At 42.7% G+C, this 22282-nt stretch carries 17 protein-coding genes and 1 pseudogene; 11 read left to right on the top strand and 7 right to left on the bottom strand.

All coding sequences use genetic code 11. The features are described from left to right. Nucleotides 1-188: 188 nt before the first annotated feature. Together ACQEXR_RS07025 and ACQEXR_RS07020 are read right to left on the bottom strand one after the other, a co-directional pair. Nucleotides 189-1196, bottom strand: a complete 1008-nt coding sequence (locus tag ACQEXR_RS07025) for a LacI family DNA-binding transcriptional regulator (protein WP_025789584.1) — start codon at nt 1194-1196, stop codon at nt 189-191. Nucleotides 1197-1274: 78 nt separating this feature from the next. Continuing rightward, nucleotides 1275-2378, bottom strand: a complete 1104-nt coding sequence (locus ACQEXR_RS07020) for an ABC transporter ATP-binding protein (protein WP_025789583.1) — start codon at nt 2376-2378, stop codon at nt 1275-1277. A 215-nt stretch (nt 2379-2593) separates the two neighbouring features. Here ACQEXR_RS07020 and ACQEXR_RS07015 point away from each other — a divergent pair, with 215 nt between their 5' ends. The 11 genes from ACQEXR_RS07015 to galK all read left to right on the top strand — a co-directional run bounded on the left by ACQEXR_RS07015 (nt 2594) and on the right by galK (nt 16197). After that, nucleotides 2594-3829, top strand: coding sequence for an extracellular solute-binding protein (locus ACQEXR_RS07015; RefSeq protein WP_426952033.1), 1236 nt, complete (start codon nt 2594-2596; stop codon nt 3827-3829). Between the two features lie 102 nt (nt 3830-3931). Next, nucleotides 3932-5236, top strand: coding sequence for an ABC transporter permease subunit (locus ACQEXR_RS07010; protein WP_426952035.1), 1305 nt, complete (start codon nt 3932-3934; stop codon nt 5234-5236). A 133-nt stretch (nt 5237-5369) separates the two neighbouring features. Beyond that, a complete protein-coding gene (locus tag ACQEXR_RS07005) occupies nt 5370-6083 on the top strand; it encodes a sugar ABC transporter permease (RefSeq protein WP_269465938.1) in 714 nt (237 codons plus the stop codon). Nucleotides 6084-6099: 16 nt separating this feature from the next. After that, nucleotides 6100-7347, top strand: coding sequence for a glycoside hydrolase family 53 protein (locus ACQEXR_RS07000; protein ID WP_025789579.1), 1248 nt, complete (start codon nt 6100-6102; stop codon nt 7345-7347). Then, the gene (locus ACQEXR_RS06995) at nt 7347-9413 is read left to right on the top strand and encodes a beta-galactosidase (protein WP_025789578.1); all 2067 of its coding nucleotides are present in this window, start codon (nt 7347-7349) and stop codon (nt 9411-9413) included. The genes ACQEXR_RS07000 and ACQEXR_RS06995 overlap by 1 nt, the downstream gene beginning before the upstream one ends. A 148-nt stretch (nt 9414-9561) precedes the next feature. Further along, nucleotides 9562-10827, top strand: a complete 1266-nt coding sequence (locus tag ACQEXR_RS06990; protein ID WP_206624419.1) for a maltoporin — start codon at nt 9562-9564, stop codon at nt 10825-10827. A 133-nt stretch (nt 10828-10960) separates the two neighbouring features. Continuing rightward, a complete protein-coding gene (locus ACQEXR_RS06985) occupies nt 10961-12115 on the top strand; it encodes a HAMP domain-containing protein (protein ID WP_427020010.1) in 1155 nt (384 codons plus the stop codon). Between the two features lie 72 nt (nt 12116-12187). Next, nucleotides 12188-12724 carry a methyl-accepting chemotaxis protein gene (locus ACQEXR_RS06980; RefSeq protein WP_427020009.1) on the top strand — a complete coding sequence of 179 codons (537 nt, stop codon included), beginning with the start codon at nt 12188-12190 and terminating at the stop codon, nt 12722-12724. 43 nt (nt 12725-12767) lie between these two features. Next, nucleotides 12768-13787 (top strand): UDP-glucose 4-epimerase GalE, encoded by a 1020-nt coding sequence (galE, locus tag ACQEXR_RS06975; protein WP_206624417.1) that lies wholly within the window; start codon nt 12768-12770, stop codon nt 13785-13787. 83 nt (nt 13788-13870) lie between these two features. After that, nucleotides 13871-14923, top strand: coding sequence for a UDP-glucose--hexose-1-phosphate uridylyltransferase (locus ACQEXR_RS06970; protein ID WP_108653829.1), 1053 nt, complete (start codon nt 13871-13873; stop codon nt 14921-14923). Nucleotides 14924-15033: 110 nt separating this feature from the next. Next, the gene (galK, locus tag ACQEXR_RS06965) at nt 15034-16197 is read left to right on the top strand and encodes a galactokinase (RefSeq protein ID WP_426952038.1); all 1164 of its coding nucleotides are present in this window, start codon (nt 15034-15036) and stop codon (nt 16195-16197) included. An 830-nt stretch (nt 16198-17027) separates the two neighbouring features. On the opposite strand, the pseudogene ACQEXR_RS06960 reads toward galK, so the two are convergent. The 5 genes and pseudogenes from ACQEXR_RS06960 to ACQEXR_RS06940 form a co-directional block, all read right to left on the bottom strand. Continuing rightward, nucleotides 17028-17399: pseudogene (locus ACQEXR_RS06960) on the bottom strand (methyl-accepting chemotaxis protein); the annotation flags it as partial. Nucleotides 17400-17439: 40 nt separating this feature from the next. Further along, the gene (locus tag ACQEXR_RS06955; RefSeq protein ID WP_406708072.1) at nt 17440-17880 is read right to left on the bottom strand and encodes an SLATT domain-containing protein; all 441 of its coding nucleotides are present in this window, start codon (nt 17878-17880) and stop codon (nt 17440-17442) included. Nucleotides 17881-18359: 479 nt separating this feature from the next. Next, nucleotides 18360-19349 carry an L-arabinose ABC transporter permease AraH gene (gene araH, locus ACQEXR_RS06950; protein WP_264403529.1) on the bottom strand — a complete coding sequence of 330 codons (990 nt, stop codon included), beginning with the start codon at nt 19347-19349 and terminating at the stop codon, nt 18360-18362. 17 nt (nt 19350-19366) lie between these two features. Next, nucleotides 19367-20884, bottom strand: coding sequence for an L-arabinose ABC transporter ATP-binding protein AraG (gene araG, locus ACQEXR_RS06945; RefSeq protein WP_176703864.1), 1518 nt, complete (start codon nt 20882-20884; stop codon nt 19367-19369). Nucleotides 20885-20943: 59 nt separating this feature from the next. Further along, entirely contained in the window at nt 20944-21942 is a 999-nt protein-coding gene (locus ACQEXR_RS06940) for an arabinose ABC transporter substrate-binding protein (protein WP_176703865.1), read from the bottom strand. Nucleotides 21943-22282 lie beyond the last annotated feature (340 nt).

Below are 22282 nucleotides of genomic sequence, written 5' to 3'. Positions count from 1 at the left end.
GGATTTTAGTGTTGAGGTGATGTATAAAAGTGTTAGTGATTATTTTTATAAGGTGATTTATGTAGTTGTGATTGTGGGTAAATTATCTAAGTAAATTTACTTAGATAATTGTGATTATGATCCATCTACAAATTTATTAAGTCAATTTTATCATCCGTGATGTTAAAGAATCATAAATTAGCGCGCAGTTAGTTAATTTTAAAACTGTCTCGCCATATAAACTCATGACCAAATAAAACCGTTTTTTTGTATTTTCTGCCTTCCATTTTTTCAATAAACATATCTATTGCTACTTCTCCCATTTCAAACGGGAACAGTCGCATTGTAGTAAGGCTTGGACTCATATGTCGGGCTGACGAGATATCATTGGTGCCGATGACTTGTATATCGGTTGGAATGGTTAACCCTGCCTCATAAATGGCTCGATAAACACCAACGGCCACCATGTCTGTCGCGGCGTAGACCACGTCGGGAAGCTCATCGAGTTGTAGCATTTCTTTCATTGCTTGATACCCCGACTCGATGCAATACTCTTTACTTACTTTACATAGCGCATCGTGATACAAGCCGTTTTCTTTGGTAACTTTACGAAAAGTATGTAACCGCTCCTCGTTATTGCCAATAAAAGCAGGTCGTTTACAACGGCTTTTTAGTACATTTTGCATAACGTCATTGGACAACGCCAACCGGTCAATTAAGACTGCATCGGTTTTGCTACCTAAAGGGTTAGAATCAACAAATATGATATTGTGGTTAGCTTGATATAAGGTATCTACAATATGTTTGGAGAAATGTCCGACTGCAATGACGGCTGGAGCGTTTTCTATTAGATTTATATTAGTATCGATCTGGTCTAAATGGAGTGTTCTTAAATCGACTCCTTTTTCTAAGCATCGATTTTGAATGCCAGCACGAATAGAAGTGAAATACGGGTCGTCTATTTCCTGTGTCGGCGTTAAAAAGTTCAACATAACAACATCACGTACGCCAAATGGCTCATTCGTTTTGGTTACTTCATGATGAACAAACTGTTTTTTACTGCGTTTAGGGGATTGATAGCCAAGAGACTCTACTGCCTCCAAAATGGCCCGTTTTTTGTCTTCACTTACAGACAAAGTAGGGTCTTCGTTAAGAAAGCGAGAAATAGTGGAAGTAGAAATCTTCGCTCTTTGTGCAATGTCTTTAAGTGTAGCCAAAAGATTACCCTATATTGTTTTTATCGGACGGTCCTAGCATGCCAAAGAGCATTCTGAATGCTCTTTGGCACTAAAGCGCTAATGTGTTGATTGTACAGAATCAAATTTAATGACGTTTCCATCAGGTTCAAAAATGTGTAAATGGGAAGGTGATGTAAATAGCGAAATTGACTCACCAGGCTGTACTTGTGTGTCCCCATGATGAAGGTATTTGAAGTCATCCACGCCGCCACATTGGCCAAAGATGTAAGTCATGCCTCCCAGTCTCTCGACCACTTCACATTGGAATGCAAGTGTGATCATATCTGGATTTGTCGTGAGGTGTTCTGGTCTAATACCTAACGTTAGATTTTTACCTATTTCAACCTGAGCTGTTTTTATCGGTAAAGTGATTGAATGACCCACATCTAGACTCACTGTTAAGCTCGTTTCATCCCAAGCTTCAACGGTACAAGGAAGAAAATTCATTTTAGGCGAGCCAATAAATCCGGCAACAAATCTGTTAACAGGGTTATGGTAGAGATCCATTGGTGAGCCAACTTGCTCAACTTTACCATCACGAAGCACGACGATTTTATCTGCTAATGTCATGGCTTCGACTTGGTCGTGCGTTACGTAGATCATGGTTGACTTAAGTTCTTGATGTAGCTTTGCAATATGTAGACGCATATCCACACGTAATTCTGCATCAAGGTTTGATAGAGGCTCATCGAATAAAAACACTTTAGGATCTCTCACGATAGCACGACCGATAGCAACGCGCTGACGTTGCCCGCCTGACAGTTGGGCTGGTTTACGATCAAGTAGATGTTCTAACTGTAGTGCTTTACCAACCAGCTGTACTTTTTTATCTCGCTCTTCTTTTGGAACTTTGTTTACTTTTAGTGAGTAACCCATATTTTCTGCAACAGTCATATGCGGGTATAGAGCATAAGACTGGAATACCATAGCAACCCCTCGTTCTGATGGTGGAGTGTCGTTAACGACATTTCCCGAAATAGATATTGCTCCATCACTGATGTTTTCTAGGCCTGCAATCATACGCAAGAGCGTTGATTTTCCGCAGCCAGATGGACCAACAAACACCACAAACTCACCTTCTTCTATCGACAAGTTTACGTTGTGAATGGTTTGGGTATCGTCAAAACGTTTTACGACATTGGATAACTGGATCGAAGACATTTTAATTCCTCTTAAATGATAATAAATAAAGTATGTGATCTAATTCAATTTTTATTTAGTAAATTTTATTTTCACTTGTCTGATTAATCACAATAACTGCTAGACTTAGTGATTTAAATCACATCAATGAATAGCCTGTATGGAAAAAATAACACAAAGGAGCATATTTGCACCATAAATTTTATTTTTACCAAAACGAAAAGGCGTGAAACTTTATGGATAATAATAAATTTAGTAAAAAACTATCTGCTCTTGCAGTTACCGCTCTATTTTGTTCGCCAATGGCGTTAGCGCAGCAGTCCTTATTAGTCTGGGAAGACATTCAAAAGTCTTTGGGTAATGAAGAGGCGGTCGCAGCGTTTGAAAAGAAACATGATGTGAAAGTGAATGTGCTTGAAATGCCATATGGCGGTCAGGTCGAATCTCTGCGCATGGATGGCCCAGCAGGTACTGGCCCTGACGTCGTCTTGATCCCACATGATCAGATCGGTGGGGCGGTTATCCAAGGTTTACTTGCTCCAATTCAGGTCGATAAAGCCGTTACCGATACATTTAGTCAATCTTCTATTAACGCATTGACTTACAATGGCGTGCTATACGGCTTGCCAAAATCCGTTGAAACCGTATTTATGGTTTACAACAAAGATCTTATTGCTGAGCTACCAGAAACGATGGACGAAATATTTGAGCTGTCTAAGAAGTTTCGCGAAGAAAATAAATACGGTTTGCTAGCAAAATGGGATGAGCTTTATTACACCTACGGAATTTTAAACGGTATGGGTGGTGATGTTTTCGCTAAAAAAGACGACGGTTCGTATGATCCTAATAAAATATTATTGAATACTCCAGGGGCAGTAGAAGGCGCGAAATTCATTCAGAAGTTCTATGACTCTAAAGTATTCCCTACAGGCATCATTGGTAATAACGGGCTTAATGCTATCGATTCACTATTCACGTCGGGCAAAGCAGCGATTGTTCAAACTGGTCCTTGGGCGCTCCAGCCTTACAAAGAAGCAGGGATCAACTATGGTGTAGCCCCACTTCCAAAATTGCCATCTGGTGAGCAAATGGGGTCATTTATGGGGGTTAAGAGTTACAGTATTTCCACTTTCTCGAAAAACAAACAATTAGCACAAGAGTTTATTACGTTCGTCAATAATTATGACAACGCTAAGCGTCGATTTGAACTCACAGGTGAGGTTCCGGCAGTGACAAAATTGGTAGACGATCCTGTTATCAAGAATGACCCAGGTGCAAGTGCTGTGGCGATGCAATCCATTCACGCTACGTCTATGCCTTCCATTCCTGAAATGAACGAAGTGTGGGGCCCTGCGAACAGCGCACTTCAGTTGATTGCAACGAATAAACAAGATGCGAAAAGTGCACTCGACTCTGCAGTAGACAGCATCAATATGCAAATAGAAGCTAACCACGCAATGATGGGCCAATAATTTAAAGATATTGTTCTGGCGAAAGCAATTGTCGGCCCTATATAACCATCTTGGGCTGGGGCTGACAGACGCCAGAAGTTTTCCGAAATGGAGTTGTAAGTGATGTCTGACATGAGTGAACATTTTGAGCATAACTCGGGGCTGTATCGATCCCAACGGTTTACTGCCTCTTTATTTTCAGTAATTCCTGGCTTTGGCCAGTTTTATAATCGACAGTTTGTAAAAGGCATGATGTTCTTCATCTTGCTAACAAGTTTTTATGCAGTAACTCGTGATTTTATTTCCCACGGTATGTGGGGGCTTGTCACACTTGGCGAAAACCTACCAGAGGACAACTCAGTTTTCCTACTCGCAGAAGGTATTATTGCTTCGCTAGTGGTGGTATTTGGTTTAGCGATTTATGTGCTCAGCATTAATGACGCCTACAAAAACGGTAAACTACTGGATGAAGGCCGTCCACTGAACTCACTGCGTGTTCAGTATCGCAATGTCATCAACGCTGGCTTCCCGTATCTGATGATAAGTCCGGGTTTTATTCTTTTAGTCTTTGTTGTTGTGTTTCCGATCATCTTTGGTTTTGCTATTGGCTTTACCAACTACAACCTTTACAACTCACCGCCTGCGAAACTTGTGGACTGGGTTGGGCTGAAGAACTTTTTCAACATTTTCCAAATTAACTTATGGCGTAACACCTTTATCGATGTGTTGCAGTGGACAATCGTTTGGACATTAGTAGCATCAACATTGCAATGCACGGTCGGGGTTCTGTTGGCGATTCTGGTGAACCAAAAAGACCTTAAATTTAAGCCTCTTATCCGTACTATTTTTATTCTTCCTTGGGCGGTACCTGGCTTTGTCACCATCCTTATTTTTACTGGGATGTTTAACGACAGCTTTGGTGTCATCAACAACGTGATTCTCGACTTCTTTGGCATTGAGCCAAAAGCTTGGTTGACTGATCCGTTCTGGACAAAAGTTGCGTTAATCATGATCCAAACTTGGTTAGGTTTTCCATTTGTATTCGCCATGACAACGGGGGTTCTACAGGCGATCCCTAATGATCTTTATGAAGCTGCGACGATGGATGGTGCGAGTAAATTCCAGCAGTTAAGAACGATCACTTTACCGTTGGTGCTGTATTCAATCGCGCCTATTCTGATAACTCAGTACACTTTTAATTTCAATAACTTCAATATTATTTATCTCTTTAACAATGGTGGCCCAGCGGTGATTGGCAGTAATGCTGGTGGTACCGACATTCTAGTGTCATGGATTTACAAATTGACGATGTCTTCATCGCAATACGGTATCGCATCTGCAATCACCTTATTACTATCGATTTTTGTGGTGGGCATTGCCTTGTGGCAATTCCGCATGACCAACTCATTCAAAGAAGAAGCGAGATAACAAGATGAGTATTAAACGAAGTAATCGCATCCGATTGACATTGAGCTACGGTCTGATTCTACTAGTTTCAGTGATTATAATATACCCGCTAGTGTGGACAGTTGGCGCGTCATTTTATCCAGGCAACAGTATCATGGGTGAGTCCATTTTCCCGGATAACCCGACGTTAAGTCATTACGCAACGTTGTTTGCGAACGACAAAGTAGCTTACCTGACCTGGTTCTGGAACAGCCTGAAAATAAGTTTTTTGACGATGGTTCTCACACTTATCAGCGTGTCATGTACGTCATATGCGTTCTCACGATTTCGTTTTAAGGGCAGAAAAAATGGCTTAATGCTGTTCCTTCTGTTGCAGATGATCCCGCAATTCTCCGCCCTAATTGCGATATTTGTCTTAGCTCAGATGTTGGGATTGATTAATAGCCATCTTGCATTAGTACTGGTTTATGTTGGTGGCATGATCCCGATGAACACGTATTTAATGAAAGGTTACTTGGACGCGATACCGAAAGACCTGGATGAATCAGCAAAAATGGATGGTGCGAGTAATATCCGTATTTTTTTGGAAATCATACTGCCTATTTCAAAACCAATTATTGCAGTAGTAGCCTTATTCTCTTTCACGGGTCCTCTAGGCGATTTTATTCTCGCTACAACTATTCTAAGAACACCTGAAAATTATACGTTACCTATCGGTTTATATAATTTGGTCGTAGAAAAAATGGGGGCGAGTTATACCACATATGCAGCGGGTGCTGTGCTTATTTCAATACCTGTAGCGCTTCTTTATCTATCACTACAAAAATACTTTGTATCTGGCTTAACAGCAGGTAGTACAAAAGGCTAATACTAGAGAGAAAAATATGAATACAAAATTTAAGGTTGCACTTATTAGTGCGGCAGTGGCTTTGGCTGGCTGTCAATCTGTAAATACTTCAAATAATAACAGCTCTGATATTAATGCTGATGTGGATAATACTGTTATAACTGCTCCTGTTATAACTGCTCCAACACTGAGAGCTGATTTTATTCGTGGTATGGATATCTCCATGTTGCCTGAAATAGAAAAATTGGGTGGGAAATATTACCAAGTTGGCAATGAAAAAGATCTGATTAAAATATTAAAAGATAGTGGAGTTAATTCTATTCGCGCACGTTTGTGGGTAGACCCAATGTCAGCCACTGGTGATGTATTTGGTGGCGGTAATAACACGTTAGAGCGTTCCATTGAGCTTGGTAAACGCGCACAAGAAAACGGTATGTCATTCCTGCTTGATATCCATTACAGCGACTTTTGGGCTGACCCTAAAAAGCAACAAAAGCCAAAAGAGTGGGAGCAACTTACGTTTGAGAACCTAACACAGAAAGTCTACGACTATACAGCAGAGGTGATGAAAGCACACCAAGCTGCGGGTGTCGTGCCAGACATGGTTCAAGTTGGTAACGAACTGAATGGTGGCATGCTTTGGCCGGAGGGTAAGAGTTGGGGTCAAGATGGTAAGGAGTTCGACCGCCTGTCACTGCTTTTAAAAACCGGCATCCAAGCGGTTCACGACAACGACAGTGGTAAAGACATTCAAATCATGTTGCACCTCGCTGAAGCCGGTGATAACGGTCTTTTCCGTTGGTGGTTTGATGAAATCACCCAGCGTGGTGTCGATTTTGATGTGATTGGTATGTCTTACTACCCGTGGTGGCACGGCCCAATTGATAAAGTAAAAGCCAATATGAATGACGTCATCAGTCGCTACAACAAGCCTGTTGTCTTGGTCGAAACGTCTTTCCCGTTTACCACTGAGAATGGTGATTCGTTAGGTAATAGCTACTCCGAGGCGGGGCCGATTGAGGGCTACAGTGTGTCAATTGAGGGCCAGGCGCAATACCTGGCTGACATCATGACGCTGTTGAATGAACTGCCTAACGAACTAGGTTTAGGGATTTATTACTGGGAACCCGCATGGTTACCAATCGATGGGGCAACCTGGTCAACAGGCGCTGGCATGGACTATAGCGGGGACAAATGGGACATGGGCAATTCATGGGAGAACCAAGCACTGTTTGATTTTGAAGGTAACGCACTACCGTCATTGAAAGTATTTAAAGGTCAATAATGAACAATAAAAAACACATCATTCCAAAGATAAAAGGCTTGCTCCATGGAGCAGATTACAACCCTGAGCAATGGTTAGACAGACCTGATATTTTAGCGAAAGATATTGAACTGATGAAGCAGACGAATTGTAACGTTATGTCTGTCGGTATCTTCAGTTGGTCTGCTCTTGAGCCTGTTGAAGGTGAGTTTCAGTTTGAATGGCTCGATAACGTACTGGATAACTTGGCAGACAATGGGATTTCTGTATTCCTGGCGACACCGAGTGGCGCGCGTCCTGCCTGGTTGTCTGAACGATACCCTGACGTCCTTCGAGTCAACAGCGCACGTATTAAACAACTGCATGGAGAACGTCATAACCATTGTTACAGCTCACCGAATTACCGTGAGAAAGTGAGCATCATGAACGCTAAATTGGCTGAACGTTACAGTCAACATCCTGCGGTGATAGGCTGGCACGTTTCAAACGAATATGGCGGCGATTGTCACTGTAATTACTGCCAAGAAGAGTTTCGTTTGTGGCTGAAAAACAAATACGGCTCCCTATACAATCTTAATAAGCTGTGGTGGAGTGCGTTCTGGAGTCATACTTACACCAGTTGGGAACAAATTGAATCACCATCTCCCGTTGGTGAGAACTCCGTTCACGCACTGAAGTTAGATTGGAAACGATTCTGTACTGACCGCGTCTCGAACTTCTGTGAGCACGAGATTGCACCGCTCAAGTCGATTAATCCTGATCTGCCTACGACGGCAAACTTCATGGAGTACTTTTACGACTACAACTATTGGGAATTGGCAAAGTCAATTGATGTTGTTTCTTGGGACAGCTATCCGCTTTGGCACCGTGACGGCGATGAAGTTGCGCTCGCTTGCTATACCGGGATGTACCATGATTTGATGCGCACACTGAAAAACCAGCCATTTTTACTCATGGAATCAACCCCAAGCCAAACTAACTGGCAGCCAATCACTAAGCTCAAAAAAGACGGTGTCCATCTGCTTTCCTCATTGCAAGCAGTCGCTCATGGCTCTGATTCTGTTCAGTACTTCCAGTGGCGAAAAAGCCGCGGCTCTGTAGAGAAGTTCCATGGTGCGGTGATCGACCACGTTGGTCATGCAAATACTCGCACTGGTCGAGAAGTGACAGCCGTTGGTGAGTATCTTAAACAAATTAATGATGTGGCGGGAACGAACACGCAGGCCGAAGTGGCGATCATTTTTGATTGGGAAAACCGTTGGGCAATGGATGATGCTTCAGGTCCTCGCAATGAAGGCATGCACTACGAGCAAACCGTGTGTGACCATTATCGAGGTTTTTGGCAGCAAGGTATTAGCTGCGACATTATAGAGCAGCTATGTGATTTTACTCCTTACAAGATCATTGTTGCACCTATGCTGTACTTAATAAAACCTGGCGTAGCAGAACGTCTGGAAGCATTTGTGGAGCAGGGTGGGACGTTAGTCGCGACTTATTGGAGTGGCATCGTTGATCAGAATGACCTGTGCTTCTTGGGAGGTTTCCCTGGTGGAGAAGGCAGCCCATTGCGCCGCACGTTGGGTATTTGGACTGAAGAGATTGACTCACTCTATGACCATGAACGCGTATTGTTTGAAATGGAAACGCACTCTGGTTTTGGCTTCAGTGGTGAATTTAAGGCCAAGCACTTAATGGAACATATTCATTTAGAGACGGCAGACGCTCTGGCTTATTACCGTGAGGATCTATTTGATGCTTGTCCGGTCATTACTAAGAACCAGCTTGGTAAAGGTTGTGCTTATTACATCGCTGCACGTACAGAGACAGAGTTTAACGAGTTATTTTACATCTCTCTTGCTAATTTACATGGAATCCGCAAGCCAATTGAAAACGTGCCTTACGGGGTGTCAGTGACAACTCGTGAAGATGAACAGTCTCGCTATTTGTTCATTATGAACTTTTTGAATGATCCGCGAGATTTGAAAGTTCCGCACGGGAATTGGATAAATGCAAGTACAGGTGACGATATTCAGGAGAATATTAAACTTCAACCCTATCAAGTCATCGTTATCAGAAATTATAAATAGCTATCCCGCCTGATTATTTAGGCGGGCAATGAATAACAATATTTAAAAATAAGATGAAATTCATCTTACGGGTAAGTATTGCCTAAACAAAGGATATGGCGATATTTACCCAGCCAATAACTCAAAAGTAATACAAAAGGAAATTAAAATGAAAAAAGCAACATTGACAGTCGCTATTTTAGGTTCTTTATTCGCCACTCAAGTTTCAGCAGTCGATTTCTACGGTTACGTACGTGCTGGTTTGGGAGCCAGTGCTGATGGAGGCGGTACCAAAGGAGGAGATGAGTTTTATAAAACGACATTGGGTCGCTTGGGTAATGAGTTTGATACTTATTCGGAAATTGGATTAGGCCAAGAGTTATTTAATGCAGATGGTCGTTCAATGTACTTTGAAAGTATGTTCGAAATGTCTTCAGACGGCAACCTCGAAACAGAGTCGAGTCAAAAAGACAGTGCTAACTTTGCGATTAAACAGTTAAATATTCAAGCTAAAGGTTATATTCCAGCATCTCCAGAATCTGTGATTTGGGCTGGGAAACGTTTTTATCAACGCCATGATATTCATATTATTGATACCAAATATTGGAATGTTTCTGGCTACGGTGTGGGTATCGAAAACATCAAGTTAAATACCGGCGCGATTTCAGCAGCGGTTATCCGAGCTGATAATGAGTTGGCCGAGTGGGATGATACTGGTAACAAAACGAGTTATGGAGATCTGAATACTTACTTCTTAGATTTACGTTACGCAGGCTTTAGCCCATGGGAAGGTTCTTGGACTGAATTCGGTGTTGATTATGCAATGGTTAATCCAACGGATGAGCAAGAAGACGCCGCTGAAAATTTCGATAACGGTTTAATGTTAACTGCTGAACTTAGCCAGAGTTTCGCATTGGGGTATAACAAGTTTGTACTCCAATATATGGACAAAGGACTTGCACAGAACGCTATCTCACAAGGTGGTGGCTGGTATGACATCTGGAGTGGCGATGTAAGTGAAGCAGAAGGCTATCGCTTCATTAGTACTGGTGACTTAAACGTCACTGACAATTTCAAGATCAATCATGTGTTGACATACGGTCAAGCGCAAGACCATGGCGACTGGTTAGATAAGGAAGAGTTGTTCTCCTTTGTAGCTCGTCCAACTTACAACTGGTCTCCATACAACAAGACTATGCTAGAGGTCGGCTACTTTGACCAAGAAAAAACGTGGGATTCAGGCTCTGAAGATAAGTTTAGTGGCACAAAATTCACTATTTCACACGCTATCTCAACGGGAGAGTCCTTCTTCGCTCGTCCAGAAATTCGATTCTTTGCTAGTTACTTCAAAGATAATGAAAACGATAATTCCTTCGATAATGGGAAGAGCGCTGACACCATTAACTATGGTGTTCAAGTTGAAGCTTGGTGGTAAGTCAAAAGCAATGAATTAAATTTTTCTACAGGTCAGGAAGCAAATTCCTGACCTATTTCCTGGCTTTTATTTTGCCTGTCTTTCTATGACTGATTGTTTATGCCAATGAACATTCCGATTAGAACTATGTTGTATGTTTGATAATCTTTTATTTTGGATTTTTATGAAACCATTTTCGCTAAAAAATAAGATTATAGCTCTGTTTATTGTTTCTTTGTTGATAACCATTATTGCAGCTTTTTTTAGTGTTAAGTTTGTAATTGGTGACTACATTAATAAATCATACGACAGTCGTATGATTAGTAATGTAAATTTAATTAGTAGTGAAATTAAGCAATCAATTGAGAGAGACATCTCAGTTATAGAAAGTCTAGATTTTGGTATAATAGGTATCCGTGACACCCAAAAAAAACTTGGCTATGAACAGGTTGTTAAGTTAATTAATAAAACTGCACTAAGTGATAAAGGGAGTTTGAGCAAGGAGCAGTCTCAGTATTTTATAAATTTAGCTCGTGATCATGAAGATGGAATAAAAATCACTCAAATTTTTTCTGAAAGTGGTCAAGCAAAAATTATTGTATCTAAGAAGAAAAACGGAGTTATCGACTTTTTTACTATCGATCTTAGTTTAATTGAAGGTTTAATTAAACGATATAGTATTCCAGGTGTTTATTTTGAGCTGATTGATGAGCAGAACAACTCTATTTATTCCATAGAAAGAGAAAATTTAGACTTAAAGAAAACTGATACAATCACTGTTGCTAATTCGAGATGGTATTTACGTTCTTATATTGATTACAGTTATATCGATAGCACTATAGGTGGTATAAACAAAGATATTACGAAATATATGTCGTTTTGTGCATTTGTGATGTTGGTTGTTAGTTTATTAATACTGAATATTCAATTGAGCCCGTTGTCGAAGTTAAAGGTATTAGTTGAAAACTTAGCGGGTAGTGATGCAGATTTAACGCAAAGGATAAAACTCAATCGAACAGATGAGATTGGGGATATTTCTAAATCAGTAAATGCCTTTATTGATAATCTTCAGTTTTTATTTGTTAACATTTCAAAGTCTAATTTTTTGTTGAATTATGCGAGAGAGGAACTAGACCTGCATATAGGAAGGAATGTATCAACCGTTGCAAGCTATAATGCTCAAAGTAAAAAACTTTTGGAAGCTATTGACAATATTCGTCAATCCTCTTTAGATGTCCAAAAACAAATAAATCAGTCAATGGAACTTGCTGATAAGGTGAGCAATCAGGTGCGTGAAGCGGCCAGATAAGGAAGTTTTGTAGAAAATATCGTAATTACTTTAAGTGAGGATACTGAGAAAATTTCTACTTCAATAGATGTTATGGATACCGTCACTAAAGGTATTAGTAGTATCTTGAATACCATACAAAAAATAGCCGATCAGACTGATCTTCTTGCATTAAATGCATCCATTGAAGCGGCTCGTGCTGGTGAGTCAGGAAAAGGGTTTGCTGTAGTGGCAGAAGAGGTAAGGATATTAGCTTCTAGGACAAGAAGTAGCACTATAGAAATAAATGAATTTCTAGACCAATTCTCTGATTCGTCAAGCCAAATAGTACGTCAAATGTCAAAGGTTTTGAAAAATAGTGAGTTAAATCGCAACAGTACTTTAGAGATTATTGGTCAAATTCAGATGGTGGAAAAAGCTGTAGATCAAATCAGCATGATCAGTTCAAGTGTTTCTATAGCCGCTATCGACCAATCTTCGAAAATGGACAAGTTGGATGCTGAAATACAATTAACTAATGATCTCAGTGAAGATATTACTGATAGCGCAAGTTCGATTGCGCGTGTTCATGGAGATATTAGCCAAGTCTCAATGGCTTTAACAAAAGATGTGTCAATTTTCAAAGTTTAAGTAAGCAACCCAATAATTTAAACTCAGTTTAGGAGATCCAGCAGTGGTAGTTCTTATTACAGGCGGTATGGGTTACATCGGTAGCCATACATGTGTGCAGATGATGGCAGCCGGTATGGAACCGGTCATCGTCGACAACTTATGCAACGCGAAGGTAGACGTCTTAACCCGCATTGAAGCGCTCACGGGTAAGCAACCAACCTTCTACCAAGGTGATATTCGTGACGAAACCTTTTTGGACTCCGTGTTCACCAAGCATGATATTCAAGCAGTGATCCACTTTGCTGGCCTCAAAGCGGTTGGCGAATCGGTGGAAAAACCACTCGAGTATTACGACAACAACGTCAATGGCTCGTTGGTACTGGCGCGCAGCATGCGCAAAGCCGGCGTGAAAAGCATTGTCTTCAGTTCATCGGCAACGGTTTACGGTGACCCACAAGTTGTGCCGATTACCGAAGATTCACCAACCGGCGCAACCACCAACCCATACGGTCGCAGCAAATACATGGTGGAGCAGTGTTTAAGCGATCTGTTCCACGCGGAAAATGACTGGAGCATCACCTTATTGCGTTACTTCAACCCGGTTGGTGCGCACCCTTCAGGCAGCATGGGGGAAGATCCACAAGGCATTCCCAATAACCTGATGCCGTTTATCGCTCAAGTGGCCGTGGGTCGCCGTGAAAAACTCTCGGTATTTGGCAACGACTATCCAACCCCTGACGGCACTGGCGTACGCGATTACATCCATGTGATGGATCTGGCCGATGGCCACATCGCCGCATTGAAATCGGTGGGGGAAACATCGGGTTTGCACATTTACAACTTAGGCACAGGTAAAGGTTCGAGCGTACTTGAAATGGTTGATGCGTTCGCGGCCGCTTGCGGTAAGCCAGTCCCTTACGAGCTGTGCCCGCGTCGCCCTGGTGACATTGCCGAATGCTGGGCGAGCACAGAAAAAGCCGAGCGTGAACTTGGCTGGAAGGCAACACGCACGGTGGCTGAAATGACCGCTGATACGTGGAACTGGCAGTCAAACAACCCCAATGGCTATTCCCCGGAGTAATTGAAATCGCCGCGTTGTCATCCGCGCTTCTCACGGTTTTGGGAAGCTGAGTTTGAAGAATTTTGAAGAGTTGAGTAAGTCATATGTCGAATGTTGAGTTTAACCCTGTAGATCACCCACACCGTCGTTTTAATCCACTCACGGGGCAGTGGGTTTTGGTTTCCCCTCATCGTGCAAAACGTCCTTGGAGCGGCGCAGATGAGAAGCCAGCCATTGATGAACTGCCAAGTTATGATGAGAAGTGTTTCCTTTGTCCAACCAACGAACGTATCTCTGGCGATGTCAATCCAGATTACCAAGGCACCTACGTGTTTAAGAATGATTTTGCTGCTTTGATGGTGGACTCACCGGATGCGCCAGAGTCAGATAATCCGCTATTCAAAACCCAAGGTGTGCGTGGTTTGAGCCGAGTGATTTGCTTCTCGCCAGATCACAGCAAAACCTTACCTGAGCTGCCAGTGGAAAAAATCCGCGGCGTGATTGAGACCTGGAACGAACAAATTGAAGAGCTCGGCAAGGAATACGTTTGGGTTCAAGCGTTCGAGAACAAAGGCGAAACCATGGGCTGTTCTCAGCCGCACCCGCACGGTCAAATCTGGGCGAACAGCTTCTTACCAAATGAAATTGAGCGTAAAGAGCACAACCTAAAAGCGTACTACCAAGAACATGGTAACAACTTGCTGGTGGATTACGTGCAAGCGGAACTAAAAGATGGTTCACGCATCGTGGTCGAAACCGAACACTGGTTGGCTGTTGTGCCTTACTGGGCGGCGTGGCCATTTGAAACCATGTTGCTGCCGAAAACGCACGTTCGCCGTATGAGCGAACTCAGCGATGCGCAACGAGACGATTTAGCGCTAGCGATTAAGAACCTGACCAGCCGTTACGACAACTTATTCCAGTGCTCATTCCCATACTCAATGGGCTGGCACTACGCGCCGTTTTTTGACCAAGGCACCGACATCGACCACTGGCAGCTGCATGCACTTTTCTATCCGCCACTGCTGCGCAGTGCGACAATTCGCAAGTTCATGGTGGGCTACGAGATGCTGGCAGAAAACCAACGCGATCTCACCGCAGAGCAAGCGGCGCAGCGTCTGCGTGATGTGAGTGATGTCCACTACAAAGAATGCTAAGTCTTTAAATTGGACTGATTCCGAATAACGGGATAGCGCGACGTTACCGATAGAAAGTTAGGCTCAACGCGCTGTTCCACATCAAATTAATGTTTTAAGAGAACGTCTCTATGTCTGAACTTATCCAAAATGTGAAAACCGCTTTTGAACAAGTGCTGGGTTACGCGCCAAGCCACATCATCCAAGCGCCTGGTCGTGTGAACCTGATTGGTGAGCACACCGATTACAACGATGGTTTTGTATTGCCATGTGCCATTAACTACCAAACCGTGGTTGCAGCCGCAAAGCGCGAAGACAATATCGTGCGTGTGGTCTCGGTCGATAACGGTAATGCAGTGGACGAATTCGATATCACGCAAGCCATTACTTTCCAGCAAGACAAAATGTGGGCGAACTACATTCGCGGTGTGGTGAAGTGCCTTCTTGCTCGCGGTTACTCGTTCACGGGAGCGGATATTTCAGTCAGCGGTAACGTGCCTCAAGGTGCGGGTTTGAGCTCATCGGCGGCGTTGGAAGTGGTGATCGGCCAGACGTTCAAAGTGCTGTTCAATCTTGAGATAAGCCAAGCGGAAATCGCCTTAAACGGTCAGCAAGCCGAGAACGAATTCGTCGGTTGTAATTGTGGCATCATGGATCAAATGATTTCAGCAGAAGGGCGTGAAAATCACGCGATGCTATTGGACTGCCGTAGCCTAGAAACGGAATCGGTTTCTATGCCCGAAGAGATGGCCGTCGTGATCATCAACTCGAACAAAAAACGGGGGTTGGTCGATAGTGAATACAACTCGCGCCGTCAGCAATGTGAAGAAGCAGCGCGTATTTTCGGTGTGAAAGCACTGCGCGATGTGACGATTGAGCAGTTCAACGAGAAAGAGGCTGAGTTGGATGAAATGGTGGCAAAACGTGCCCGTCACGTCATCACAGAAAACGATCGTACTGTGGAAGCGGCGCAAGCGCTACGAGCACATGACATGAAGCGTATTGGCGAGCTGATGGCCGAGTCTCATGCCTCAATGCGCGATGATTTCGAAATCACGGTAAAAGAGATCGATACGTTGGTGGAGATAGTCAAAGAGGTGATTGGTGACCAAGGCGGTGTGCGCATGACCGGCGGTGGCTTTGGTGGCTGCGTCGTGGCACTGGTTCCTCCCGCACTGGTTGATGAGGTGAAAGTGACCATTGCAGCGAAATACCAAGCGGCTACAGGCTTAAAAGAATCCATCTACGTGTGCCAAGCCAAAGATGGCGCTGGTCTTGTTGAAGTCTATAAGTGAAACAGGTAAGTTACTAAGTAAAGCCAGCTTGCAAACGCTGGCATAGTTCAATCTGGGAAAAGAACAACAAAGAGAAAAGTTCACGATTTTATGAAATTCGATTAGGCAGAACGTGATTTATCAAGTCGTCTAATGAAAAGGCACTATCCGTTTTGGAATAGCTATCGGCACCATCAAAAAGATAAATCCGTAACTGTGCTGTCTCAGCGATATGGTTGAAGCTTGATTTATTAAGGGCAAACGCTACGTTTAAAATGTCATCATCACTTTCAATCTGACCTAAAAACAGGTGTGAAAAGGATGCTATATAGCGGAGTCATCGTTCAATTGTATATACGATAAGAGTACAAGCTCCATAGATTGTGCAAAAGTAAGACATAGGTCTAGTGGGGAAGTGATATGTAATTTTCTGCCGTTTAAACGAAAGTCATGACTAGTGATTAGATTAGAGGACGGTTAACCAAATAAAGTTGATTATTATTTGACTGTTCTTAATAGCTCTCAAATTTTGCGTAATAAATTCTTAATTTAAAGACCTAGTAGGAATTCCTCGCTTTTCTAAAGCTAAGATCGTTGAAAACTTACTTTGTTCTGAGCTGCCTCGTTAGACGGTTTGGCCTCTCGCTGAATTATGCAACAAGGCCTCTTAATGTCGACCTTAGTATCTTCAACTAAGCCCGCAACATGCCGAACTAGAGTAAGGGTTAAATTTAAAAAGTCTCTCACAGAATGGAAGAGACTTTTTGTGTAAAAATCACCGTTTGAGACCGTATTTTACCAACGATATAACAATTTGAATTGTGTGTATGATTCTACTTGGCCTTGTAGCGCTATACTTTAAAGTCAGCTATCAAGGCATTTAACGCAATAGCTAGCTTAGATAGCTCTTGACTTGATGAGTTGGTTTGATTGCTAGATGCAGCTGTTTGCATAGATAAATCGCGAATGCTAATTAAGTTTCTATCAACTTCTTTTGCTACCAATGATTGCTCCTCGGATGCTGTTGCAATAGAATGATTTCTCTCATTAATTAGTGACATTGACTCTGATATAGAAAGTAGTGCTTGTTCTGCATCTTTTGAAAGCGTCATAGTACTGTATGCACTTTGTTTGCTCTTATTCATTGAGTCTACGGCCCTAAATGTTCCTTGGTTCATATCGCTGATGATCACTTCAATATCATCTGTCGATGTTTGCGTTCTGTGTGCAAGTTTGGCGAAATATAATGCACTGTAATCAGTGTCAGGCTGCCACGGAGAAAAACATTATGATGAAAAATAACGTTACCAAAACGTGACCATATTGGTTTGTTCGAGTTGGGTTGTGTGGAGTCAACAACGAATCTTCTGACAGGTTATTCCACTCTTTAATAACTGAGTTAATGTGAGTAGACAGCTCACTGTTCTGCAGTAGCCCCATCTTTTGTTTGAGTTGTAGCTCTTCGATATCCCGAGCCAAGTTAGCGTAGCGAGCTCCTGATGAACGATGCATTTCAGCCCTTTCTCCGAATCTAGCTTGGCTCACTATTCCTGAGATTACCGCTGCGATACACCCAATGAAAATGACAATGTGTTGTTTAGTAATGCACCAAAACAAAACTTGTTCAGGGTTGTGGGTGAAAAACGAAAAAGCTGTAACAAATATAGTTGAATAGATGAGCACGTAGCCAAGGAGTTGCGACAAATCGAAGAGCTTCTCTGCTCTCTTATAATGACCATCACGAGCATCTTTACAACGTTGTAGTCACGACACCAATGCGCTCTCAACCGGAGACGCTGTATTTTCACTTTGTTCTATAGCTTCTTCTTGCATCGTTTATAACTTGTTGAACTTATTGCGAGGGATATTCTATGGCGGTATTAAGTGATGATGAAGATTGTGTGTTGATAAATCTGGTATTTGGATTTTTCACTTGAAAAAACGGGAGTACCATACATTCTTTCCAGGTTTGTTACAGTCGGCACTTTGCTAACTTCAAAGTGCCTTAAAGCTTTCGCATGTAACATTTCAGATAGCTGTTCTTTGACCAAGTTTTACTAATCCTGCACTATGCGCATAGTGGCTATTAACAGACATAGAAAAACAATAGCCTGACTCTAGACAAACCTTTAAAAAGGTCATGGTTGTTCATTGGAGATAGTTATTGATAAGTTTTTCGAAAGCTACGCTCGACTGCTCTGTTTGTAACGGTCGAATATAACCGCCACTAACAATATTATACCGCGAACAACGTATTGAGAAAATGGTGACATATTCAGTAAGTTCATCGCATTTTCTACCGTTCCCAGAATAAGTACACCCGCAATAACGTAAGAGACTTTACCGATACCACCTTTGAGTGAAACGCCACCCAAAACACAAGCAGAGATAACCACCAGCTCAAAACCTACCGATGTCATTGGCTGTCCGCTGGTCATACGCGCAGCTAAGATCACACCAGCAAGAGCAGAGATGAAGCCAGATACTGTGAAAATGATCATCTTGGTTTTAACCACATTGACACCGGCTAGACGCGCAGCCTCTTCGTTGCCACCAACTGCCAACGTATTGCGACCGTAAACCGTGCGGTTGAGTAAGAAAGCAAATACTGCAAAAGTAATGATGGTCAACCAGACTGGCGTTGGAATACCAATGAATGAAGAGTTACCTAAAGTGAAAAAGCTCTCTTCTGTGATACCGACGGCTTTACCATCAGAGATAATGTAGCCGAGACCACGTGCAATTTGCATTGTCGCCAGAGTGGTTATCAAGGCGTTAATTTGCAGTTTGGCAATCACAAAGCCATTAAGCAAACCAAAAGCAACTCCAGACAACAGTCCAGCACCCACACCAAGAACAACACTGCCAGTGGCATTGATTGCAACGGCAGTGACAACACCAGAGCAAGCTATGATGGAAGCAACGGATAAGTCAAGATCGCCACATGCCAAACAGAATAGCATTGCACACGCTACCATCCCACTCATTGAAATGGCTAAGCCAAGACCTTTCATGTTGATGAAAGTAGCAAAGTAAGGTACGAAAAACACACACAATAAAAATAGACCCGCGAACACCATCAGCATACCGAATCGGTCCCAAATCCCAGCAAAATTCCATGAACGCTTAGCGCCCTTTTCTTCTAGTACTTTTGTAGAGGTTGTTACAGACATAATGATATTCCTTAGTTTTAAGCGGCAGCTGACTCTTCTTTATCTAGCATTGCCAGACGAAGCGCTGTTTGTTCATCAAATTCGTCGCGTTGTAGTTCACCGGTGACCTCACCTTCTTTCATCACAAGAACACGGTCAGAGATGCCCAACACTTCCGGTAAATCGCTGGAAACGACGAGTACGGTTACTCCGTTTTCTGCCAGCTTAAAAATCAGTTCGTAAATCTCAGATTTGGCACCCACATCGATACCACGAGTCGGCTCATCCAACAAAATAACGCTCATTGCTGTTGATAACCAACGTCCAAGAATCACTTTTTGCTGGTTACCGCCAGATAACTTGCCAATGGGTTGCTCCAATGAAGACGCTTTGACATTCAGCGCTTCTTTTTGCTTAGCCGCGTTTGCATTTTCCCATTCAAAGTTAATCAAACTCTTAAGTTTTAAATTCCAAGGACGAGCGCTGATATTAGTGTTTTCTTGCACCGACATAATAGGAACGATGCCATCCGCTTTACGGTCTTCAGAACAAAGAGTAATACCTGCTCTTATCGCATCTTGCGGTGTTTTAATGCCAATTTTCACGTCATGTAAATAAAGGTCACCGGCTGTCTTCTTATCAGCACCAAAAATAAGACGCGTCAGTTCAGTTCGACCGGCCCCGACGAGACCAAATAGACCCAGTATCTCGCCTTGCTTGATATCCAAAGAAACTGGTGCAGTGAGACCTGGCCCTTCGAAATTTTCCAAACGCAGGCCACTTTTACCTAGTTCACGAGAACGGTAGTTATAGATGTCGTTGATTTCACGGCCAACCATCAGTTCAACCAAGCGGTCATGAGTCAGCTCCGACATATCGTGGAAGGACTGCACATGTTGACCATCTTTAAAGATGGTGATGGCATCACACAAGTCGAAAATTTCTTCCATACGGTGTGACACGTACATGATAATCTTTCCAGAGTCTCGCAATTCGCGTATTACCTTGAATAGATTCTGAATTTCACGCTGTGACAAGCTACTTGTAGGCTCATCAAAAGCAATAATTTGTGCATTGCGGCTGAGCGCTTTTGCAATTTCAACCATTTGCCATTGACCAATGGACAGCTCTTTTAGTTGGCAAGAAGGGTCAAATGTTTCACCTAAACGCTCTAACTGAACACGTGCATTGTTATTAAGAGTTTCAGTATCCACTCGGCCTCCTTTTGTCGGTAATTGACCAAGGTAAATATTTTCAGCAACCGTAAGCTCAGGTACTAAGTTGAGCTCTTGATAAATAATCGCGATGCCGTAATCAAGAGCATCATTGGTGGAGTTTAGAGCGACTTCTTTACCATCAATAGCGATGTGGCCTTCGGTAGGCTGGTGAAAACCACTTAAAGTTTTGAGTAGAGTCGATTTACCAGCACCGTTTTCACCCATTAAAGCGTGAACACTCCCCGCATCCGCGCGAAAGCTAACGTTGTTCAAGGCTTTAACACCTGGAAAGTGCTTCGAGATATTTCGAAACTCTAGGTAAGAGGGGGACTTCGCCATGACATTCTCTCCGTTAAATCAGTTGGCGACGGCCAAAGCAGCCGTCACCCAAGTTGAGCTTATAGCCCTTTTTTAGCTAGTTCGTCTTTGAAGTTTTCACGTGTAATAAGAACAACGTCAGTAACCTCAACAAACTTCTCTGGCTCAACGTCTTCTTTAACCCACTTGTAAAGCGATTCGATACTCTTGTAGCCATGAACGTCCGGGCTAGGTAGTAATGAACCATAAAAACCTGTTGGTTGAGATTTTGCCAGTTCGTTCACTGCATCTACGCCGTTGATACCGATACCGATGACATTGTCAGCACCAAAGCCTTGACCTTCCGTCGCGCGGATGCCGCCAAGCACGGTGTTATCGTTCATGCCAACCACAAGCCATTGCTTGACATCTGGGTATTGAACCAGCAGTGAGTTTGCTGCATCCAATGCACCAGGAATGTCATTGGTTTTGGTTGGTACACGATAGATTTGCCCTTCAGGGAAACCAGCAGCTTTTAGGGCAGAAATAGAACCATCTACACGGCGACGTGCTGTATCAAGCTCATCGGCTGTAATTGCCATGACACCTGTTGTAGAAGCATCCCAGTTACGTTTCTGCATCTCTTTGTATAGTTCGTTACCTTGGCGTTCGCCGATTGCGGTAGCCGCCATCATGACAAGAGGGACATTTGTCATCGGCTCGCCTTTCGCGTTAAGGAATTGGTCATCCACGGTAACCACTTTCAGATCATAGCTTTTTGCTTTTGCCATAATCGCAGGACCTAATTTCGGATCTGGAGTACAGATCACGAAACCTTTCGCCCCTTGCGCTGCTAGCGTATCTATAGCGTTTAGGGTTTTTTCGCCATCAGGCACTGCCATCTTAACCACTTCAAAGCCGAGATCCTTACCGGCTTTTTCTGCAAACGACCATTCGGTTTGGAACCAAGGTTCTTCAGGTTGTTTAACTAGGTAGCCAAGTCTCATTCCATCATCTGAGCCGAAAAATGCGTTAGCAGACGCGCTGAGCATTGTCATGCCAGATAGAGCTGCAATTGTGAGTAGTTTTTTTAGTTTCATTGTTATCCATCCACTGGTAGAGGTGAGTGTTCGCTATACATATTTGAGCATTCAGACAAGATTATTAGTGACGAGAATCACAGCAAAAAAATGTAGCAATTTTGTCCATTCATATAGCCACAGAGGATATGACACAGTTCCCAATTATTCTCCATTATGAGAATAAATCACGATTAGAGCGTGGCAAACGTTAAAATTTATCTTTTTTGAGCAAAAAGTAAACACCTTCAATAATTTGATGCAAGTACCACAAAACATCACGCTCGACGTTTTTGTCCATTAATATAGCGGTGTTCTTTATGGGATAAATGGCAAGCTCTAGCTATAACTTTATGTAGAT

Origin of the sequence: Vibrio sp. TRT 2004 (assembly GCF_050113735.1) — a bacterium.
Taxonomy (GTDB): domain Bacteria; phylum Pseudomonadota; class Gammaproteobacteria; order Enterobacterales; family Vibrionaceae; genus Vibrio.
Note: the sequence above shows the minus strand (reverse complement) of the source record. Positions and strands in the feature narration are given on the sequence as shown.